This window comes from Pseudomonadota bacterium, from assembly GCA_023229365.1.
Classification (GTDB): Bacteria; Myxococcota_A; Polyangia; order JAAYKL01; family JAAYKL01; genus JALNZK01.
Genome location: JALNZK010000002.1, coordinates 63,827 through 82,414, shown reverse-complemented (window position 1 = coordinate 82,414; position 18,588 = coordinate 63,827). Strand labels below are relative to the sequence as shown.

The 18,588-nt window shown below is 43.3% G+C and carries 26 protein-coding genes and 12 tRNA genes; 36 read left to right on the top strand and 2 right to left on the bottom strand.

Annotated features, from left to right (window positions below; genetic code table 11):
- Positions 1-35: 35 nt before the first annotated feature.
- The 32 genes from ligA (at position 36) to M0R80_01315 (ending at position 14,058) form a co-directional block, all read left to right on the top strand.
- A complete protein-coding gene (gene ligA / locus M0R80_01470; GenBank protein MCK9458294.1) occupies positions 36-2,234 on the top strand; it encodes an NAD-dependent DNA ligase LigA in 2,199 nt (732 codons plus the stop codon).
- Between the two features lie 95 nt (positions 2,235-2,329).
- Positions 2,330-2,938, top strand: a complete 609-nt coding sequence (locus M0R80_01465) for a sigma-70 family RNA polymerase sigma factor (protein MCK9458293.1) — start codon at positions 2,330-2,332, stop codon at positions 2,936-2,938.
- A 32-nt stretch (positions 2,939-2,970) separates the two neighbouring features.
- The gene (locus M0R80_01460) at positions 2,971-3,651 is read left to right on the top strand and encodes a hypothetical protein (protein MCK9458292.1); all 681 of its coding nucleotides are present in this window, start codon (positions 2,971-2,973) and stop codon (positions 3,649-3,651) included.
- Between the two features lie 24 nt (positions 3,652-3,675).
- Complete coding sequence (locus M0R80_01455; protein MCK9458291.1) at positions 3,676-4,230, top strand: PEP-CTERM sorting domain-containing protein; 555 nt, start codon at positions 3,676-3,678, stop codon at positions 4,228-4,230.
- Positions 4,231-4,706: 476 nt separating this feature from the next.
- Positions 4,707-5,444, top strand: a complete 738-nt coding sequence (locus M0R80_01450; protein MCK9458290.1) for a hypothetical protein — start codon at positions 4,707-4,709, stop codon at positions 5,442-5,444.
- Positions 5,444-6,076 (top strand): hypothetical protein, encoded by a 633-nt coding sequence (locus tag M0R80_01445; GenBank protein MCK9458289.1) that lies wholly within the window; start codon positions 5,444-5,446, stop codon positions 6,074-6,076. Before M0R80_01450 ends, M0R80_01445 begins: the two co-directional genes overlap by 1 nt.
- 385 nt (positions 6,077-6,461) lie before the next feature.
- Positions 6,462-6,535: transfer RNA gene (locus M0R80_01440), tRNA-Met, on the top strand.
- 94 nt (positions 6,536-6,629) lie between these two features.
- Positions 6,630-7,295 (top strand): hypothetical protein, encoded by a 666-nt coding sequence (locus M0R80_01435; protein ID MCK9458288.1) that lies wholly within the window; start codon positions 6,630-6,632, stop codon positions 7,293-7,295.
- A 134-nt stretch (positions 7,296-7,429) separates the two neighbouring features.
- Positions 7,430-8,080, top strand: coding sequence for a hypothetical protein (locus M0R80_01430; protein MCK9458287.1), 651 nt, complete (start codon positions 7,430-7,432; stop codon positions 8,078-8,080).
- Positions 8,080-8,150, top strand: a tRNA-Lys gene (locus tag M0R80_01425). Before M0R80_01430 ends, M0R80_01425 begins: the two co-directional genes overlap by 1 nt.
- Before the next feature lie 32 nt (positions 8,151-8,182).
- Positions 8,183-8,254: transfer RNA gene (locus tag M0R80_01420), tRNA-Lys, on the top strand.
- Positions 8,255-8,344: 90 nt separating this feature from the next.
- Positions 8,345-8,417: transfer RNA gene (locus M0R80_01415), tRNA-Lys, on the top strand.
- A gap of 131 nt (positions 8,418-8,548) precedes the next feature.
- A tRNA-Gln gene (locus M0R80_01410) sits at positions 8,549-8,633 on the top strand.
- A 108-nt stretch (positions 8,634-8,741) separates the two neighbouring features.
- Positions 8,742-8,813 (top strand) — tRNA-Gln (locus tag M0R80_01405).
- Positions 8,814-8,819: 6 nt separating this feature from the next.
- A tRNA-Gln gene (locus M0R80_01400) sits at positions 8,820-8,890 on the top strand.
- A 185-nt stretch (positions 8,891-9,075) separates the two neighbouring features.
- Positions 9,076-9,258, top strand: coding sequence for a hypothetical protein (locus M0R80_01395; GenBank protein ID MCK9458286.1), 183 nt, complete (start codon positions 9,076-9,078; stop codon positions 9,256-9,258).
- A 1-nt stretch (position 9,259) separates the two neighbouring features.
- Entirely contained in the window at positions 9,260-9,478 is a 219-nt protein-coding gene (locus M0R80_01390; GenBank protein ID MCK9458285.1) for a hypothetical protein, read from the top strand.
- Positions 9,459-9,686, top strand: coding sequence for a hypothetical protein (locus M0R80_01385; protein MCK9458284.1), 228 nt, complete (start codon positions 9,459-9,461; stop codon positions 9,684-9,686). Before M0R80_01390 ends, M0R80_01385 begins: the two co-directional genes overlap by 20 nt.
- Before the next feature lie 240 nt (positions 9,687-9,926).
- Positions 9,927-10,001 (top strand) — tRNA-Trp (locus M0R80_01380).
- 6 nt (positions 10,002-10,007) lie between these two features.
- Positions 10,008-10,078: transfer RNA gene (locus M0R80_01375), tRNA-Trp, on the top strand.
- A 384-nt stretch (positions 10,079-10,462) separates the two neighbouring features.
- Positions 10,463-10,534 (top strand) — tRNA-His (locus tag M0R80_01370).
- A 13-nt stretch (positions 10,535-10,547) separates the two neighbouring features.
- Positions 10,548-10,748, top strand: coding sequence for a hypothetical protein (locus tag M0R80_01365; protein MCK9458283.1), 201 nt, complete (start codon positions 10,548-10,550; stop codon positions 10,746-10,748).
- Positions 10,749-10,865: 117 nt separating this feature from the next.
- Complete coding sequence (locus M0R80_01360; GenBank protein ID MCK9458282.1) at positions 10,866-11,144, top strand: hypothetical protein; 279 nt, start codon at positions 10,866-10,868, stop codon at positions 11,142-11,144.
- 10 nt (positions 11,145-11,154) lie between these two features.
- Positions 11,155-11,373 (top strand): hypothetical protein, encoded by a 219-nt coding sequence (locus tag M0R80_01355; protein MCK9458281.1) that lies wholly within the window; start codon positions 11,155-11,157, stop codon positions 11,371-11,373.
- Positions 11,370-11,651: a hypothetical protein gene (locus M0R80_01350; GenBank protein MCK9458280.1), complete on the top strand. Its 282-nt coding sequence runs from the start codon at positions 11,370-11,372 to the stop codon at positions 11,649-11,651. Before M0R80_01355 ends, M0R80_01350 begins: the two co-directional genes overlap by 4 nt.
- Positions 11,652-11,656: 5 nt before the next feature.
- Positions 11,657-11,729, top strand: a tRNA-Lys gene (locus M0R80_01345).
- A gap of 2 nt (positions 11,730-11,731) precedes the next feature.
- Positions 11,732-11,803, top strand: a tRNA-His gene (locus M0R80_01340).
- A 252-nt stretch (positions 11,804-12,055) separates the two neighbouring features.
- Positions 12,056-12,376, top strand: a complete 321-nt coding sequence (locus M0R80_01335) for a hypothetical protein (GenBank protein ID MCK9458279.1) — start codon at positions 12,056-12,058, stop codon at positions 12,374-12,376.
- Positions 12,377-12,387: 11 nt separating this feature from the next.
- Entirely contained in the window at positions 12,388-12,831 is a 444-nt protein-coding gene (locus tag M0R80_01330; protein ID MCK9458278.1) for a hypothetical protein, read from the top strand.
- 147 nt (positions 12,832-12,978) lie between these two features.
- Entirely contained in the window at positions 12,979-13,125 is a 147-nt protein-coding gene (locus tag M0R80_01325; GenBank protein MCK9458277.1) for a hypothetical protein, read from the top strand.
- A gap of 259 nt (positions 13,126-13,384) precedes the next feature.
- Entirely contained in the window at positions 13,385-13,687 is a 303-nt protein-coding gene (locus M0R80_01320; GenBank protein MCK9458276.1) for a hypothetical protein, read from the top strand.
- A 41-nt stretch (positions 13,688-13,728) separates the two neighbouring features.
- Positions 13,729-14,058: a hypothetical protein gene (locus tag M0R80_01315; protein ID MCK9458275.1), complete on the top strand. Its 330-nt coding sequence runs from the start codon at positions 13,729-13,731 to the stop codon at positions 14,056-14,058.
- Positions 14,059-14,927: 869 nt separating this feature from the next.
- On the opposite strand, the gene glf is transcribed toward M0R80_01315, so the two are convergent.
- A complete protein-coding gene (gene glf, locus M0R80_01310) occupies positions 14,928-16,004 on the bottom strand; it encodes a UDP-galactopyranose mutase (GenBank protein MCK9458274.1) in 1,077 nt (358 codons plus the stop codon).
- A gap of 50 nt (positions 16,005-16,054) precedes the next feature.
- Between glf and M0R80_01305 the strand changes: the two genes are divergently transcribed.
- From M0R80_01305 to M0R80_01290, 4 genes are all read left to right on the top strand, one after another.
- Positions 16,055-16,237: a hypothetical protein gene (locus M0R80_01305; protein MCK9458273.1), complete on the top strand. Its 183-nt coding sequence runs from the start codon at positions 16,055-16,057 to the stop codon at positions 16,235-16,237.
- Positions 16,234-16,485, top strand: a complete 252-nt coding sequence (locus M0R80_01300) for a hypothetical protein (GenBank protein ID MCK9458272.1) — start codon at positions 16,234-16,236, stop codon at positions 16,483-16,485. The genes M0R80_01305 and M0R80_01300 overlap by 4 nt, the downstream gene beginning before the upstream one ends.
- A gap of 226 nt (positions 16,486-16,711) precedes the next feature.
- Positions 16,712-17,551, top strand: coding sequence for a hypothetical protein (locus M0R80_01295; GenBank protein ID MCK9458271.1), 840 nt, complete (start codon positions 16,712-16,714; stop codon positions 17,549-17,551).
- 11 nt (positions 17,552-17,562) lie between these two features.
- The gene (locus tag M0R80_01290) at positions 17,563-17,739 is read left to right on the top strand and encodes a hypothetical protein (protein MCK9458270.1); all 177 of its coding nucleotides are present in this window, start codon (positions 17,563-17,565) and stop codon (positions 17,737-17,739) included.
- Between the two features lie 58 nt (positions 17,740-17,797).
- Here the strand turns inward: M0R80_01290 and M0R80_01285 are convergent, their stop codons facing one another.
- The gene (locus tag M0R80_01285; GenBank protein ID MCK9458269.1) at positions 17,798-18,454 is read right to left on the bottom strand and encodes an RNA polymerase sigma factor; all 657 of its coding nucleotides are present in this window, start codon (positions 18,452-18,454) and stop codon (positions 17,798-17,800) included.
- Positions 18,455-18,588 lie beyond the last annotated feature (134 nt).

Sequence of the window (18,588 nt, the reverse complement as noted above, 5' to 3'; positions counted from 1 at the left end):
TTTCCTGTACATTGGGAAGATGAAAGGACAAAATCATGAATTACCCGAAATTGAATGCCAGTCAGTGCGATGAGTTGGAAGCCATTATTGCTGAGTTGGATACTCGATTTGATGACGGCGAAGATTGCCTAATCCCCGCCGATACATCGGATGATATGTTGAAACTCTTGGGGTTGGATGCTGCAACCCCCGTATCCGACCCAAAATACGATATGCTCAAGGGCACCCTCCAGGCTAATCGTTCTGACTCCAAAATCTTCAAAACTGTTACGGCTTCAAAGCGGGTAATTTCCACAAAGAAGGTAAAACACGTCCCATTGCTGACCTCCATCGACAAAGCAAGCCATGAGGATTTGGAAATCCAAAAAGCACAACTTTGGAAGTGGATTTCAGATTGCACAGAGAAAGCCCCCAAGTCGGTTCGGGAAGGCAAGTTTTATGTTCTGGATGGAGAGAAATACAAGGGCAGCAACGTAACTTATCCCCGTGGCTATTTTTATCAGCAATGGAAATTGGATGGAGTTTCTATTCAATTCTATTATGAGAAGGGGGAATTGGTTTCGGCTGGTTTGCGTCCACGGGATGGAGAATATGGGGAAGATGTCACAGAGCAAGCCAAATATGTGAAGGGCATTCCCACAAAGCTCAAAGTTCCGATCACATGTGCCATTCGGGGTGAATTGATTGTTTTGACTTCCGATTTCCCCAAGGTTCAAGATTGGAAGCGACAACAGGGGGAAAAAGAATTTTCTAACCAACGATCAGCGGCAGTCGGTGGTATCCGACAATTCAATGATCCCGAGAAAACCAAATATCATTTGGTAACTTGCATTGCTCATGGGATTACGTGGAATGATAGTTCCCCTATTCCTTACAGTACCGAAACCGAAAAGGCTATTTGGGTCAATAAAAATCTGGGCTACGATTCAGCACATCCGAATGAGCCATGCATTCGATTTGTGCAAAGCAGAAGCTTTAATTTCTTTGATTTGGCAAAGATGGAGGCAGAAGTCCCCTCTCTGGATTATCGGGTTGACGGGATTGTGATTGGTGTAGAAAGCTTGGATGAACAGAGTCACTTGGGCACCCACGGTGATAAACCCGATGGTAATCCACGGGGCAAGATTGCTTGGAAATTCGCTGAGGAACGTGAGCCTGCAATCATTAAAGCCATTGAGTGGAATGTGGGTCGCACTGGGGTCATTAAACCCGTTGCTATTTTTGCTCCCATTCGCTTGGCCGACACGAATGTAGCCCGTGCCACGCTCCATAATCTCGGATTTATGATTCGTAAGAAAATTGGCCTGGGCACAGAAATACTTGTCCAAAAAGCCGGGAACATTATCCCCAAGGTGGTGGGTGTCAAATCTAATTCGTGTGACCCAACCTATCCCAAAACTTGCCCATCGTGTGGCAAGCCTACGGCCAGTATTCACACCCCCGCCAAAGGTAATAGGGAGGAAATGTGGGAACTTCGATGTGAGAATTCCGACTGTCCAGCGAAGCAATTGAGCAATTATTGTCATTGGTTTAAGGTCTTGGGTTGCCTGGGATTGGGAGAGGCAACTGTTGAAATGCTCATGTCCAGTGGTAAAATTACCACCAGAGCCGATTTTTATTCTCTTTCCGCCGCAGATTGCATGGCGGCAGGGCTTTCGGAGCGAGAATCACTGTTGACCGTGGCTGCCATTCATATGATTCACGATCCCGAACATATTGATGATAAAGAGCTTGCGACACAAATAACAGCAGCAATTAAAACCCCCAAGAAGGTGGATGCCTGGAAGTTCTTTGCTGCCCTGGGTATTCCCACAGCAGGGGAGGATTCGGGAAAATCTTTAATTTCTCACTTTCGGGGTATTGACAAGATACAGGCAGCTAGCGTTAATGAACTTGAGGGCACGGATGGGGTTGGTAAAAAGACAGCCGAAATCATTTATTCTTACCTGCAATTGCATTCGCAAGAAATCAACCGGCTGCTGCAACATTTTGACTTGCAACTTCCCAAAATCGGAAAACTAACAGGCGTGACCTTCTGCCTCAGTGGTAGTTTGCCGCAAGGTAAAACATTCTGGAAAGCAAAGATCGAAGAATTGGGTGGCAAGTGTGCTGGAAGTGTATCCAAAAAAGTAAAATATCTGGTGGCTGGAGATGGTAGTGGTGATAAGTCGGCTGAGGCAACGGCGTTAGGAATTCCCATCATTGATGTTGACACCTTGAAGAATTTGTTGTAATGTCTATTAAATCATCAACGCAGGTTGGTCCGAAGTGCTTGTCGTGTAAGCAAGTTGGTCCGAAGTGCAAAAACACTTTGGTCTGCGAGGGCTTTATGACAATTGCTTTGAAGAAAAAATCGTTCACTCTTCCGTCCCCTATTTCTACATCGGGACTGCAAGACGACCAAAGCACACAAGAGCTAAGGTTCGTCAAGCCAACCGTCGAGGCCAATTTGAAGCTGGCTCGCTCTTCGGCTTTAACTTTTCTCAAGTCTAATGAAGATGTAGAAAATAGCGAAGAATATTCCGATGCTTTGATGGGCTTGTGGAGAGCCGTGGAAAGCTGGACACCAGACTTAGCCCAGCAACATGAATGCACATGGTCTAGTTATGCTATTCGCTGTATGCGAAATGCCATTCTTGATGGATATAAACAAAGAAAAATAAAATATCATGAAGAGTTGGTAGACTTCACTGAAATGCAAATTGTTGATCCACGGTCTTCAAACGCAGACTTGGTAGATGAATTGTTCACCATGCATTCTGGCGATACATTTTTTACAACAAGAGCAAAACAAATTCTTCACGAACATTATATTGAAAGAAAAACACTGAAAGAGATTGCCAAGCAATTGGGGGTATCAAGTCCGTATATCCATCAATTGCTTCAAAAAGCAAAGCTGTTGATGCGAGAGAAGTTTGGTATTGCATTGCAGGGCTGATTTAGTTATAGTTTTGTCATGGAGGAACAAATATGAGAATTGGTTTAGAAAAAGAATTTTTTCTTTTAACAAAAGACGGCGAGCCTGTTTCTCTGGCTGCTGTAAATCCGACCGGGACTGGCGGGCATTCCTTACTTCGTTTACCACACGATGATTGCGGCTGGTTGGTTGAAGCAAGGGGCGAACCTTTTAGCAACCCTGTTGATGCCGTGTTTAGCTTAAAGGCAGAAATTTACAAGATTGAGCAGACGCTGGCAGAAATTAACGCCGAAACCTTCTTTGCTGGATTACCATTCAGATTGTCAGATGTGCCAATCATGAAGGTTCCTAAGACCGTAAGGTTGCAATCCGCAAGATATTTCACTAAGCCGTTGGTGAAGTATCAAAACTTTTATGGATACGAAACACACAAAAATGCAATGCTGGAAGGCACAGCGGGCGTACATGTCAGCTTCACCCAAGAGACCAGTTTTACAGAAGATGCTTGTGAGTCATGCGGACATTGCAAAGAACGTATCTACAACGTCAATTTTGATTGGCCACAAATTTTCTTGAAGTTGGATGCTGCATTTGCCGAAGAAATCAAAGAAGCTAAGCGACGACCGGGTTTCTACGAGATCAAGCACGATGGGCGGGTGGAATATCGTTCGTTGCCCGCAGATGTGGATATGGAAAAGCTGATTAAAATTCTGAAAACGGTGGTTTACACTTGATTGATTCTGAAGTATAATGGGAACATGAAACGAACATTATTGATTTTGCTGGCAATGTCGATCTGCAATTGTGCGTCTGCTGATATCATTCCTGCTGTCGTTGATTATCAATATCATGGCGAATTGAATGGATCGATGTGGACGTGGACAAAAATTACTGATCCTGGTTATGGAATGCCCGAGTGGTTTACAATTCCTTCCAACCAAGATAAGTGGCTTTTTATTCCGAATAACGAACAGTTGGACAGAGTAAAGCATTTGTGGTTGCAAGTAGAGTGGCAGAGTGATTCCAATGTAGTCGATCCTATTGTGTGGGTGCCTCAAGGATTTACTGTTACGGGTAGTGATTCTGTTCATTTTGCTAATACTTATGTCTGGGAGTGGATTATCACACCCCAGTCGGGTGCAGAGATTATTCAATTCCCCAACTCGTTTTCGTGGGCTGGTGTCACTGGAATTGATGTTGCCACGGATTGTCCCGAACCATCTACTATCGTTCTGCTTGGCATTGGTGCAATTTTCCTAATTTGCAGAAACAAATCATGTGTGAACCGGCTCCTTCCTGTGGGAGCCGCATAGGAGGTTTCCCTTTCTCCTTAAAAGGGGGTTACTGCTATCCCTTAAAGCGGGGTTAGTCTTTTTAACTTAAAAGGCGGTCTTCCCTCGACTATAAAGTGGGGGTTTTCATCTGGTTTTCTCCACATAAACCCGAGGCTTTTATCTGATTGCCTATAAATCAGAGGTTTCAGCAGGTGTCACCACAACACCTGGGCATTACTGGTTTCGCCTACCTAGCCAGAGGTTTTGTCAGGTGTCTCCACAACATCTGGGATTTGTCAGTTGTTCCTCAACACACTGGGACGCATCTGGTCGTCCTAACCACCAGAGGTTTTTGCCGGATTATCCATAAAATCCGGCATTTTTTTTTGGTTTACAAGGCAAGTTTCTGGAGTATAATGTAACAGGAGCCACTGACCGGATGCGGTTTAATAACATCATCTAGGCAGAAGAGGGCACGGTCAGTGGTTCTTTTGCACTCTTAAAAGGAGTAGACCATGAATAAGACAATTATTTTGACATTGCTGTGCTTTTGTGGTTGTGCCCCAGACTTGCACAAGGGGGTCTATGTCAGCGACAAGCATACCATCGAAGTTGCCAGCGATGCCACTTTGCAGGTTGATGGAAAGGATTGCATTCATTATACCACGCATCCAGAACAGACTTTGAAAGCTACTGTGGATGGAGTAGAAGTCGTCTATTATGTGGAAGTGCCGAGTTCCACTAAATTTGTTTTAACAGCCAAAACAAATATCGGCCACAATGATCTTTCGGGGGTTTATATCAAGGACGATAACAGCACAAAGCCGGTGCCAATAGATGAATTAAAACAATTAAAAATCAAAAGAAAAGTGTGTGCGGGGAAACTGGAGAAATTGGATACGGTGTTGTTGACGATGAGTACCCAAATTGCAACTAAAACACAAAAACTAAAAAGTTTGGGCATTAAATCCTCCGCAGATATAAAAGACACCGAAACCAGACAGCTTGCTCAAGATTTGGTCGCTATGACAAAGGATCGGGACAATCTTGACAAAGCAAAAAAAATTATTTCCACGAAGCTTGATGAAATAGACCGTGGGATAGAGCAGTTGGAAACCAATACATCGGAGATTTCCGACAAAGAATTGGAAGAATTATTAGCGAGTATCGCTGATAAAAGGGGTGGGCAACCTAAGACGCCGGTTGAGAGCATTGAATCAAATGACATTTTGACAAAAGCCCTGGGGAAATAATGCCAACCACAATTGACGGTGTTGAATTTGGTCGTGGAGATACCGTTTGGGTTTTACGTGGAGACTGTGCTGCCATAGATAAGCAGCCAGCAAAAGCAACCGTTGAAATGCTGTTTCCCAGCCCTGACGGCATATGTAGAAAAGGAACTTTGAGGTTTGAGAACGAGGAAAGGGAGGATTGGCGACTGAGTGTGTTTAGCACAAAAGAAGCCGCCGAGGCCGCATTGGCAGAAACGATTGTGATGTTGAAGCTGGACAAGGACGATGCTCATTTTATTTGGCATCATCTTGCTGAGGGTTTCGCAAAAGTAAAACAAGAGTTGGAGATTTTGCGTATTACGAAAGATCGGGAGTTGACAAAACTTGAAAAGTCGATGTTGCCCTCAACGTTGGTAAGATATTCAAGAGAGCAACTGCAAGAACAAATCGACCCGTGGATCAGCTATCTGCAACACTTCATTTGGTTGATGCGTATGATGAAGGTGGAGGACATTTCCAGAGAACAGGAAATGGTGTGGTGCTATGGAGAAAAGCGGGCACATGAGTTGATGGATGGCTTTGGGCGGGAATCTTGTTTTGGCAAACGAATTCGTGCTGAGGATGTCAAGCACATTGATGGACCATTGGGATAATTTGTCAATTTGTCAATCAACAATATGAGGGTTTTGCTACGCACGGCACGCCTCTTAACCATGTGCGGATTCTTCGGAATCAGAAGGGTTGTTGATTGACAAATTTAATGGAAGAGCAAGCTGGCAACCTCCGAGAAACGGCGACAGCAAACCCCGATAAGCTAATGTCTCCATTGGAGCGGGAATAGTGGCAAGGCGACTCGGAGCCATTTTTGGTTTACGCCGAAAAAAATCCGAAAAATAGGGATTGACAGAAAAAAATTTCAAGCTATACTCATATATATGAACATGACGCAGGGGGTAGGTACGGTTATCTTATTTGGCTCATAACCAAATGAAAGCGGGATCATCCCCCGCCCCTGCCACTTAATTTTTGAAAACATGATGCGGGGTGGAGCAGTCTGGTAGCTCGCAAGGCTCATAACCTTGAGGCCGTAGGTTCAAATCCTACTCCCGCCACTGAAGGAAAAAGAATAATGTCGAAGCAACAAAAACAACAGAAACAAAAGTGGCAGCATTGCTGCATTACTGGCGATCTGTTCTGAGTTGCACCGTGGCTCAGGACAAATGCCTGAGCCGGGTTGGTATTGAAAAGCCCCGTTCAGGTAAAAAACTGGACAGGGCTTTTTTTATTGGCTTTAGGAGCATTATGATGGACACAATTCCAAGGATTGATAATTTGCCACCCGATGATCCTGTTGCTTTGCAAGGACGGAGGGTAATGAAGTTGCTTCAACATTTGTTTGATAAATTTAATACTATACCACTCGATGCTTTGAAGGAATTGTCACAATTTAGTTCAAAATTGATGCTTTCAGGTGTGACTCCTGTGGCTTTGGGTGATTTTTCCTTTGTTTGCGTTGTGGCAACAGAAGGTAACATGCTTCTGGGTGTGCCATTGGATTTTGGAAAAAAAAGTTATTTGTTGGTGCTTATGGAAGCTATCAGGCTTCTAAGTTATGCAAAAGATTTGTATAACGACAAGATGGATGATGGCTTGGTTCCAAGAGCAAGAGCTTACATGGCAGAGTTTGCAAAAGAGTCTCTTGCCAACAACTGGACCTGGGGCGATGCTGTAGGTTGTTTGACAGTTTTGGAGGGTTATCCCAGGGGACTGGGGTCTCTTGATGAAAAGTATAAGTATGAATCAAAACCATTGAAAGAAAGGAAAAGTTCGTTCTTTGATATGTTTCCAAAGTGCGATCCGAGTTTGAATTGAAAATACGTGGCTGACGGGCCGGTTTGCCCTGGAATCCCTGATAAGGATTCCGTGTTGAGTTCGACTCTCAAAGCCACGACTTGAAAAAAATAGAACTTTGCTATTATATATAGGTAGAAAGGCAAGGTTCTATTATGAAAAAAGAGTTAAAAGAAAAAGCCAAACAATTGAGGAAAGAAGGTAAGTCGCTTGGTGAAATAGTGAATTTGTTGGGTGTGTCTAAATCAACAGCAAGTGTATGGACACGCCCCATAAAAATGTCGCAAACGAAACGCAAGAATTTAGATGGAAGAATAGGGTTTGCTGGCAAAGAAGGAACAAGAAAAAAATATTTGGCAATTAGGAAACAATATCAGCAAGAGGGGAGGGAGCAGGCGAAAAAGGGAGAGTTGCAGCATTTGTTGGGTTGTACGCTGTATTGGGCAGAAGGAACAAAAAGTAGAAATGTGGCAAGCTTGGCGAATACGGATGCGAATGTCATTTGTGCATTTAAAAAATTTGTGGATACCTACTTCCCAAAACAAAAGTATACAATATGCATCAATTGTTATTTAAACAATGGTCTATCAAAAAAAGAGATTGAAGATTATTGGCTTGGAATTTTGAAATTAGACCATAGCAGTTTGCGAAAGGGAGTTTTCAAAGAGGGAGAAGGTGGCGGGTATAAAAAGAATAAGCATAAGTTTGGAGTTTGTTCTTTAAGGGTGTGCGACACTCATATGGTGCAACACATTTATGGAGCAATTCAAGAATATTGTGGTTTTGTGAATGAAGAGTGGTTGTAGGGTTCGTAATTCAATGGCAGAATAACTGGCTTTTACCCAGTTTATCGGGGTTCGATTCCCCGTGGACCCACTTGTGATCTTTGACAATTTGGTTTATCCTTTGGGTCCATAGTTCAGCGGCTAGAATAGAACACTCTTAATGTTTTGACCTCGGTTCGATTCCGAGTGGACCCACTCAAGGTTTGTGGCCATAAAATCCTTTTCCCAGGGTTTCCTGCAAAGGTTGTGCTGCTGTAATAAAGATTGGCAATCTTTTCCTTATATGGGATCGTAGCTCAATTAGTAGAGCAACGGCCTTTTAAGCCGTAGGTTTTGGGTGCGAATCCCAACGGTCTCACTTGCAACTATAGTTTAAGGGGTCGTAATAACTAATTCAATTCTAGAACAAGGGTTGGCAAAAAGCGGCCTAAGGCAAAACGTTCCCGACACCGGAGAAATATTGGTTCGATTCCAGTTGGTTGCAAACATGGGGGTATTGGGGTTGTTGGCAGACCCCGGCAGTCTTTGAAGCTGCATGCGAAAGCACTCGGAGGTTCAATTCCTTCTGCCCCTGCTAAATGTCCCAAGTTGGCGATACGGTGGCCGATAACCTCGGTGAGGATGGACAGCCTCTAACCTCGGCAGTTTAAGCTGTGGAACACCGAAATATTTACCAAATTTTTGGGCTGTGAGGTAACGGTTAGCCTGACAGACTTTGAATCTGTTCGTGAAGGTTCGAATCCTTCCAGCCCAGCTATTTTGCCCCGTGGTGTAGTGGCCGCACGTCTCGCTCTGAACGAGAAAGATAAGGTTCGATTCCTTACGGGGCAGCTAAAGGAGAATGATATGAGCATCGAATGTAGCGAATGCGAAAGGGATTTGAGAGGTGGTCACGACCCCTCTTGCAGTCGATATAAGAAAATGATATGTTCCTGTGGGCATCTTTCAGAAGCACATGACGAAGAAGGCTGCTGCTGGGAATGTGATTGTGTAAATTTTGATGCAAAGGATGAAACATGCAATATCTTGTAAAGTTCAAGAAAAACATCAAGGAAAAGGTTAAGACACCAAAGATCAGTGTAGCCGCCGCTTGTGTGAGCGAAGCTTGGGATGAGGCACAAAAATATATGCCTCCTGGTTTTGAAATCATAGATGTTGTTCAAGCTCCGTCAAAAATCCATGATGTTGTGAGAGGGTAAAATGATAACCTTTGAAGAACGCTGTCAAACTGATCCACAGGGTGTAATACAAGACCTTGTGAAACAAACGACAAGGCAAGGTTTGGAGATTCATGGATTGAATGAGTTGATAACTAAACTTGCGGAAAATGCTGAGGTAAAAGTTTTGATTGAAAGTTTGAAATCAGCACCAAAAGAAAAGAAGAAAAAGGGAAAGAAAGATGAAGTCGGAAAAGATTAGAGCATATATTGCTCAATTAAGGGAAAAAGCAAGTCATACGCCTACCGGCAGCACATGGACTTGGGCCGTAGAACAAGAGCGTTGTGATGTTTATGATGAAGTGGCTGATGCTCTTGAGGAAATGTTGCGAGAGGAAGGATTGAACACGCCAATTGATGCTGAATTTACATATAAATACAGGGATGATTGGCAAGGTCCAAAAAGATAAGGGGCTACAAAGCGAGTCTAACGTAAAACCTACAATGGGTACGTTGGTAACTGAGGGTGCGACTCCCTCTAGCTCCACTGAATTGTCGGCAGAAACTAATCTCCGAAGGCTGGGGGTCTGATTGCAAATCAGATGTTAAGTGGTTCGATTCCGCCTGCCGACTCTTGAATGCTGTGGTGTTCCGAGGAAACGCCGTTGCCTAGCAATGCCACGCCCACACGACCCACAGCATTCAAATACAGCACCGTGGTCCAAATGGCTTAGGGCACTCGATTCCAAATCGAGGCGATCCGGGTTCGAGTCCTGGCGGTGCTGCTGCGAAGGAGTGTGGTGCAATGGTAGCATAACGGTCTCCAAAACCGTCGATCTTGGTCCGAATCCTAGCACTCCTGCTTATGAAAAAATTACTTGAAATTGGCGATAGGGTTAAGGTGTTGTGTCCCAAACGGGCGGGTGATGGTGTTATAATCAAAATCACTAAAACTGGCTATAACATCGATTTAGATCATGGAGGTGTGACATGGACTTGGCATTGTTATGTGGAAAAAATATAACCAGAGTACAAATAAGACGATTGCTTTTGTCAATTCAGAGAATTGCTTTCCAATCAGCAGCTTTTTGGGAAGATTTAGGATTGTATGTTGAGGACATTATATCGGAATTTTCGTTATATTGCGATGATTCCGTTGTTGATTGGAAAATGGACAACGTGCTTCAGGTTGGTATTCTTCCAAGAGGAGAGTCAGAGTGGGTGTCGATTAGGATTACGAAATATGGTGGCTAATCCCGAACGGTTAGGGGCCTGACTGTGGATCAGGTTTTAGCGGGTTCGACTCCCGTTAGTCACCCTGGAGAATAATCATGACTATTGGTGAAAAAGCACTGACAGAAGTTGCTGAAATGCTGACAGATAGTTGGCAAAGGCGTGCAAAGTTGAGGGCCAATGGATGGAAAAGGATATTAAATCCGCCATTGGTGAATAACGAGTGGTTTTGGGAGCATCCACTGTTTGGACGCTGGACAGAATCACTTGCTATAGCAAATTGGGGACATGTAAAATGAGTAATTGGAATTTAGCCAACGAAGCCAGAGATGGATTTCCTTGTGAGTCGTGCGGAATATTTGTTGGTTGTCGATTATATCACGATGGTCAAGAACATGTGGTAATTTGTAAAACATGTGCAGAAGACGGAAGTATTGATAAATTATCCAAAGAACGAAATATGGATTTTAGTCCTTGTGGTTGTGGAGGATGAGATGCAACTAACAAGAGAGCAGAAACTTGAAGTTGTTGAGCGTTTGTTTGATTTTAGTCCGAAGGGGATGATGGAGTGTTCTGATGTTTTGTGGCAGGAAGGGGATGATTTCAGGGAGGTTGAGGCAGCTATTGAAGAGTTTGGCGATCAAATGAAAGCCGTGGTAATGAATTGGTTTACAACGTCAATTTCTGAAGTATAATGAGGGCAATATGGAATCCAAATCTCCAATACAAATTTTGTTGGATGGGGTGGAGTGGGAGTCTCTTCCTGCCGAACCGCCAGAATTGGATGGTGAAGTTCCATTCGCCACACACAGAGGCGTTTTGGATTTAGGTGGCGTGAAGCTGAAAGTCTATCAACTGAGCGATGGACAGCGAGTGATTGACGCTGAAGATTTGGAAGCGTTATTTGGAGGAGGTGAATCGTGAAAACAGTAAGATTTGGTACTCCGCACCCAAGCACTGGTGAATTTGTTGAGGAATTTTCTGTTGAACAATTTGTTGAGCATTTTGTCATGGAAGGAAAGGATGACTTCTACGACAGGCACAATGGAATCGAAGATAGGATCAAAAGACTTGCCGAAGTGCTCGGCAATTTAGTTTCTACTTTGTCGGACAAGGGAATTCTTTCTGATAAAGAAATGTTGGAAGTTGTGTTGGGAAAATATCACTCTGATCGTCGTTGTCAGATTGTGGATTTTGAATGATTTTTGGGACCAAGGTGTTAGCGGCAGCATTCTTCCCTCTTAAGGAAGTAGGTGACGGTTCAAGTCCGTCTGGTCTCACTGTGGCCGTGTCCGAATGGCTTAGGAACTGGACTGTGAATCCGGGTATACGAGTTCGATTCTCGTCGGCCACCCTATGAAAACAACGCTACAGATTGTGATTGTTTTAACTATTCTCATCATTCTGCCATTGTTGTTGATGTTCAGCAACCATTCTGAGTGGGTTGCCTATATTTATGGGGTTGGGTGGCTTGCGATGTTGTGGAAGTATTTCTTCTACATTTCCGTAGGCGGCTGGGTAAAACACAGGGGTTTTTATTGGTTTAAACGAAAAGAGTTTACAACCTCTGTTTCTGAAGTATAATAGGAGCAGCCCAGGGAGAAATATGAAAGCAACTACCCCCCAAAGAGTGCATAAGCTTGGTGTCAAAGAGGCTGTTAAAGCAATTAACAAGGAATTGCGGCAGCAAAAGTGTCTCATCAAGATTTCGGGCTCTGAAAACAGGGCTATAAGCAATTTGCAGGATGCTAAATTGCTTACAAGGGTGGTGAGGAAGTTTGAGAAAGCTGGGTGGTTTGTTGATGTGAGGGAAACCAAGGGCATGACAACCTATTTGCGTTTTCGCACAGAGCCGACACAGCCGACACAGGAACGCAAGTGTGATTTTGGTGAAGTTGTGGCAAGTGGACCTGATGATTTTCGATAAAGGACAATAAAATGGATAATCCTACAACATTTTTGTCGTGGTTGCAGCATGAGCTAGACAGCATTGGCCCTGAAGATTTCAATGATCCCGTTGCCGAAGTGGACCCTAGCGACATAGAAATCGGAGTTGCCAATGATGAGGCAAAGAAAATGTATACTTTGCGAGACCTTTGTCATCGCAACGCTGACGAATTGATGTTGTCGGCAAAATACGAAAGAGATAAAGAGAAAGCAATTTGCTTGTGCCACAAAGCAGGAAACTATAAAACTATGGCGAATCTCTGGGATGGGATGCTTTGGCAGGCTATATACAAGCAGTATCCCGAAGCGGTGAACAAGGCCCGAGTGGGGATTAGAAAAGGCTTCATGGTTGTTGCTTCTGATAAATCAGCAGAGCCCAACGACATGTTGCGACAGCTTTTCGGCGGGCTTTTTGGTGGTTTCTCGCCTGGGTAAGGGTAAACCAAATGAGTAAAGTAGGCAAAAAGATCATCAAGGGGTTGAAGGAATTCAACGAAGCCTTAAAGAATGGCGACGATTTGACAAAAAAGTTTCGTTGCACTACATTGAGGCGAAAGAACGGGAAGATAGAGGTAACAAAGCATGGGACTGGCAGAACAGGCTGATGGATATTCTGGAAAAGTTAAAACTGCTTTGAAGAAGCTCAAAGTACGCACTGAAAGACGCCGTGCCAAGAAAAAACCAGACGTGTTGCCAGCTTACGGCAAATATAGTGGATATCAACTATGAATGGTGTGATTTGTGGGCCGGTTGGGTGGGGCGAATCTTCTAATCAGATGTTCAGAACCTTGAGTAATCCTTATTGCAAATTGACGATTGATGCTGGGGTTTCCGACATAGAGATATGGATCGGGGATGATAAGGGAAATTTTGTGCAGAAAGGGGTAGGGTTCTTGGAAACCAGTTTGTTGCCGGGGAAGTACACCGTGGAGTTTGGGCTTGGAAATCCGAAACATTGTTGAATTAACCAAGGACACAGTGGTGCGTTATGATAACCGACAAACAACGGGTGGGGTCATTCTTACGGAAACTTGACCGCCTATGTAAGGAACACGCAGTAAACATTCGGGGACACGTAGCTTTTTTTGATGAGGAGTGGGGTGATTGGTTGGAGTTGGTGTGTAATGGCGAGCGATCTGTTGTAAAAGCTGGGGAAGAAGTGCAAGAGTTTAACACAGAAGAAAAACTAGAGGAAATGCACAGAGATATGCTTCTGATGCGGTCTGATTTGTTGGAGTTTACAGAATTAGTGCTGAAAAAAAAGGTACAACAAAAGAAAAAACCAACATAGGTTGCTACATACCAAGGATTTATTTTTAAAGGAGATTATCCATGAGTATTCGATTGAAAGTATTCGACAGTGGCTTGTCGGAAGAAGCCCGGCGAGAAGTTCGACGGGTGGCTGCTTGTGCGTGGGAACGAGTCCAATCCAATCAAGCAAATTGCTCTATGGCAGATGACGATGAGGATTTCGATGATGAGGATGAGGATTTCGATGACGACGATGACGATGACGACGACGAATATGACGATTTAGACGACGATGACGATGAAGAGGAGTGGGAAGACGACGATGACGATGATGACGACGAAGAGGATTGGGAAGACGATGACGATGATGACGACGACGAAGAGGATTGGGAAGACGATGACGATGAATAACTAAACAAACTGAATAAAAAAAAGGAGAGGCAAAATTGCCTCTCCTTTTTTTATTGATTCATATTGCAATTTAATTTATTTTACGCTATATTTAAAATATAAACATTTATGAGGTATTATTATGATTTCAGCTTTATTATTAAGCGTAGTGCTTGTATCCGCCCAGCCACCGAGCATGGGTTTTACACCAACTCCACAGATGAGGATCGATCAAGTATATGGAGATATGGAAAGAAATAGGGCTGTGAGAACGCCCAGGACGCTTTATGATTATTATCCAGGCTTAGCTCGACAAAGTTATGCAAGGCCCTTTGATAATTATCCACCAATGTTCTGGTCTCGCCCAGTGTATCAGCCATATTATTATCGATATTATCAACCATATCCATCCTATTATTATCGTCCATCATATCAACCACATCACTTTCATAGGTAAATAATTATGAGTGTTAGAAACAGTCCATGTCCGTGCGGAAGCAATATAAAGTTCAAAAAATGTTGTTTGCCCAAACAACTGGCAGAGCAATTGCAAAAAGAAAGGTATGCTAAAATGTATACTGAGCCCTGCAAGTGTGGTTCGGGCAAGAAATTTGGCAAATGTTGTATGAGCAAACCAATAGTCATAGAGGGCTCTGGACCCGCCAATTCTGTTTCCGAAAGCAATGCTACAGGTCAGACTGGACCGCAAGGCTAAAATGGAATCAATAGCTGAATTGCAATATTTGCGTGCTTGGAAAAAGAGGCAGGAATTAGCTTGGCAGCCTTGTGGGTGTTCACATAGTTTGGCCACGAATCCAACGGCTTGTTGGCGATATAATATCACTTGTCAGAGATGTCGTGATATTGTGGAATTGGAAAAAATAATTTATTTATATGAAGCTGGACAGTCTTAAAGCCATATCAATGCAGTCATCCATGTTTAAATAACTATGGGTGCCCAATCTTCCTCCAAATAGAATATCTGGACTTTGCATAGCCTTGTAGAGTCCAGATATTTTTTTATTTTTATCATCAATCACAGGATAATCTGGAGCACTTGTGTTTGTTGCGGCTTGCGAAAACTCGTAGGTGATGACTGTTTTTGGTGAATTTATAAAATAAAAATGTTTGTGTTCTATGGTTCTTGTATAAACTGGTAATTCACCAGTGTGATTCATTTGAGCTACGCCTTGAAAATTGCCATCTAAAACGGTAGTTTGGAAATCTATAGTCCTATAATCCAATTCTCCATAACAAAAATCAAAGAATTCGTCTATTTTTCCGCTGTATACAAGTTTTTTTCCTATTTTCCTCCAATCATTTTTTATTTCTTTAAAATCAGTTCCCAACTGCACGGCTATACCATCTAACATTTTTTCCACTAGTGGCGTATAACCATGTATGGGCATGCCCTGATAGGGATCATCGAAGTATGATTCATCATACGACATACGAATTGGCAGCCTTTTAATAATAGAGGCAGGAAGTGTCTTGGGATCACGATTCCATTGTTTTTTGGTATAGTGATATATTAATGTATGGTAAATTTCCTCTCCCAATTGGCTTAAACACCATTCTTCCATATTTTGTGGGTTGTCGATAGGAATTTGACGTTTTGCTAATTCAGCCTCAACATCAGCAGGTGTGATACACCCCCATAATTGGTGGAATGTCATCATATTAAATGGCAAAGAAATAATTTTTCCATTGTAATTAGCTTTGACTTGATGACGATAATGATTAAATTCACTAAATTTGTTGACGAAATCCCACACATGTTTGTGTTTGGTGTGAAAAATGTGGGGTCCGAATAGTGAGACTATGATTCCATCCATAATTTCTGTGCGTACATGCCCGCCAACATGTTTTTCTTTCTCGATTACAAGCACAGATTGTCCTGCATCCTTGGCTTTTCTGGCAAAAGTGCTTCCAAACAAACCACTTCCCACTATTAAATAATCGTACATTCTTTTTTATCATAGTTGCATTTTTTTATAAAAGTTGCTATATTAAAAACATGAAAGACAAAGAGCCAGTAACGCCGTTGATTGGTGTTGGTACTACTTTGGAGGTTTCTGGACACCCGGCTGTAGTAACAGCTATTACTAAGGAAGGTGTGGAATGCAAAGTAGCCAAGCATATTGTTGTTTTAGATTTTGACAAAATAGTTTTGGCTTTACAACAACTAAATAATGTATGACACAACGAACACCTACAGTTGCTGATCGTACTACTAAATGGGGATTGTTCCGCCAAGATGCCAGCACATATGACGATGATACGGTATTGCAGGGTAATTGGTATGGTACAGAATTGGATGCTTTGACGGCATTGGAGATATTAAATGGTTCTTTGCCGATGTTGTTGAAAAACACAGTGATGGTCAAAGAGGTTCGAATAAATCCAGCCGATCAGAAGAAATTTCACGATTATGCTTCGCCTACTTAAATGAAATTATTTTGCAAACTTATTGGTCATAGTTGGGTTATGATGAGCCCTACTAGAAAGCAGTGTCATCGTTGCGGCAGGGAAGAGAGTTTGTATCTGTCTTTTAGCCGAGAACATGGATGTAGTCTTCCTGAGTGGAAAGCATCCCCAGATGAGGAATTAAAAACCGTCTGGAAATTCTGGAAATGATGGTTTACAAACAAAGAATCTGGAGTATAATAAGGGCATGAACACTACGGCATTATCCAAAAAATTTGAAGCGATGGGGGCACGGGTCAAGGTTGCGACTTTGGGCGACGACCCCCGCTTGCGGGCTGGTCAGCGATTCACCGCAGGATTGCCACGCAATCAGTCGGTAAGAGTCGATGTTCGCAAGGACAAAGAAGGTACTTACTTCGATCTCCAAGTGGGGAACGATGTCGAATTGCAGGTTCTGGATGTTCGTCCCAAGGACCGCCACCTGCTTCTGCTCACGAAGATTGACGACGGCAAAGGCCACGATACGAAGAGCAAATTCCTCTGTGGTCACGATGAGCGGGATTGGTTCACCGCTGCCATTCCCGAGACCTCCGGTGCGTCGAGTGTCCCCCAAGCGATGGAGGCCCTGAAACCCGCACAGGTTTTGCAGGCTCAATCGACCAAGAAAATGAAGGCCAGGGACAAGAAACGTCGCAAGACCGAAGCTTATATTCGTCAAGGTGAATGGTTTTTTATGCCCGCCAAAAACTTGAAGGTAGACAAAAGCCTCATTTTGAAAAACGAACCCTTGCAGCGTGGACGTGGCAAGCCGCACATGGCTGAGGAGTTGTATCGCATCGGTGGCACCACCGTTTATGTCAATGGCAGTCACCCCAATGGAATTACCGCAAAGGCTTACGCTGCTCTGCCGCTGGATCAACGCAAGGGTGTGTTGTGGAGAACGATGGTGCGTGACCCCGAGGTTTATGTGCGGGGCAAAATCCGCCACAGTGACCACAAAACCGTTCTCTTGGATGGTTGGTATCGAGTTTTGCCGAATGAGGAAACCAAAGCCAGAGCAATGCGACACGTTGCTTTCTTGGACTAGGAAACTACCAGATGAAAGTCAAAGAATTTACTGCCGCTCTTCATCAATTTGCAGAAGTGATGCGTGACGTTCAATGCAATGGTTTTGAGGACGACAAATGGACAGAACCACTGGCATCAGAGAGTTTTGATGCTGTTTTTATTCCTCTCGGTGATTCTGTCGAAGCAATGCTGCTTGTAGTCGAATAGCCTGCTCTGCCATGCGTAGAGACAGATCGAGAGCCGTCCCAAAAGGGCGGCTCTTGCATTAAATTTCTTCTATCTTTTTTCGCAATCTGTCTTTAGCCGCAGCTATTCGACTTTTGACGGTTCCTGGCGGAATGTGTAGCGTCTGAGCTATATCATCATACTTCATGCCATTTTGATAAAACATTATCAAAACCTCTTGATGGATTGGGTCCAAAGAAGCGATGGCACTTCGCACTTTTTCCGCAGTTTCCATGCGACTCATAACGTCGTGTGGATTTGGTTCCGAAGATTTTGGATGATCGTCATCAAAGTCTAAGGTAAGACTTTTGGTTTTTTTGTTTTTAATTGTTTTTCTTTGTCGATCTATAATGGCATTTTTCAAAATGGTGACCAACCATCCTCTTGTGTTTCTTCCAATTTCCATTGCTTGGCCGAATGAGCCTCTAAGGTTACGAGTGAGTTGCATTAGGACGTTTTGCATAACCTCTTCTTTTTCCTGATGGTTTAAGCCAGCTTGGAAGCCAAATTTATTCAAATAGCCTTCCAAGAAAGCTTTTACTAAAATTGGCCAATATTCACTGGCTTCTGGATCGCCGCTCTGGGCCTTAGAGAGAATTTTTTCTAATTCGCCAACATCGACACGAACAGCCTCCAGAAGCTCGACTGCTTCGGTCAATAACTGTTCGTTCGCTTTCCAGTTTTGGTATGATTGCATGATTGATAGATATGCAGCGACTTGTCCTTATTTTAAAACAATCTAATGCCTTATTAGAGCAAGAATTGCAGTTTTTTGGGGTTACATTCTGGCATTTCTGGAGTATAATGAGGGAGATAGTCTATTGGAGGAAA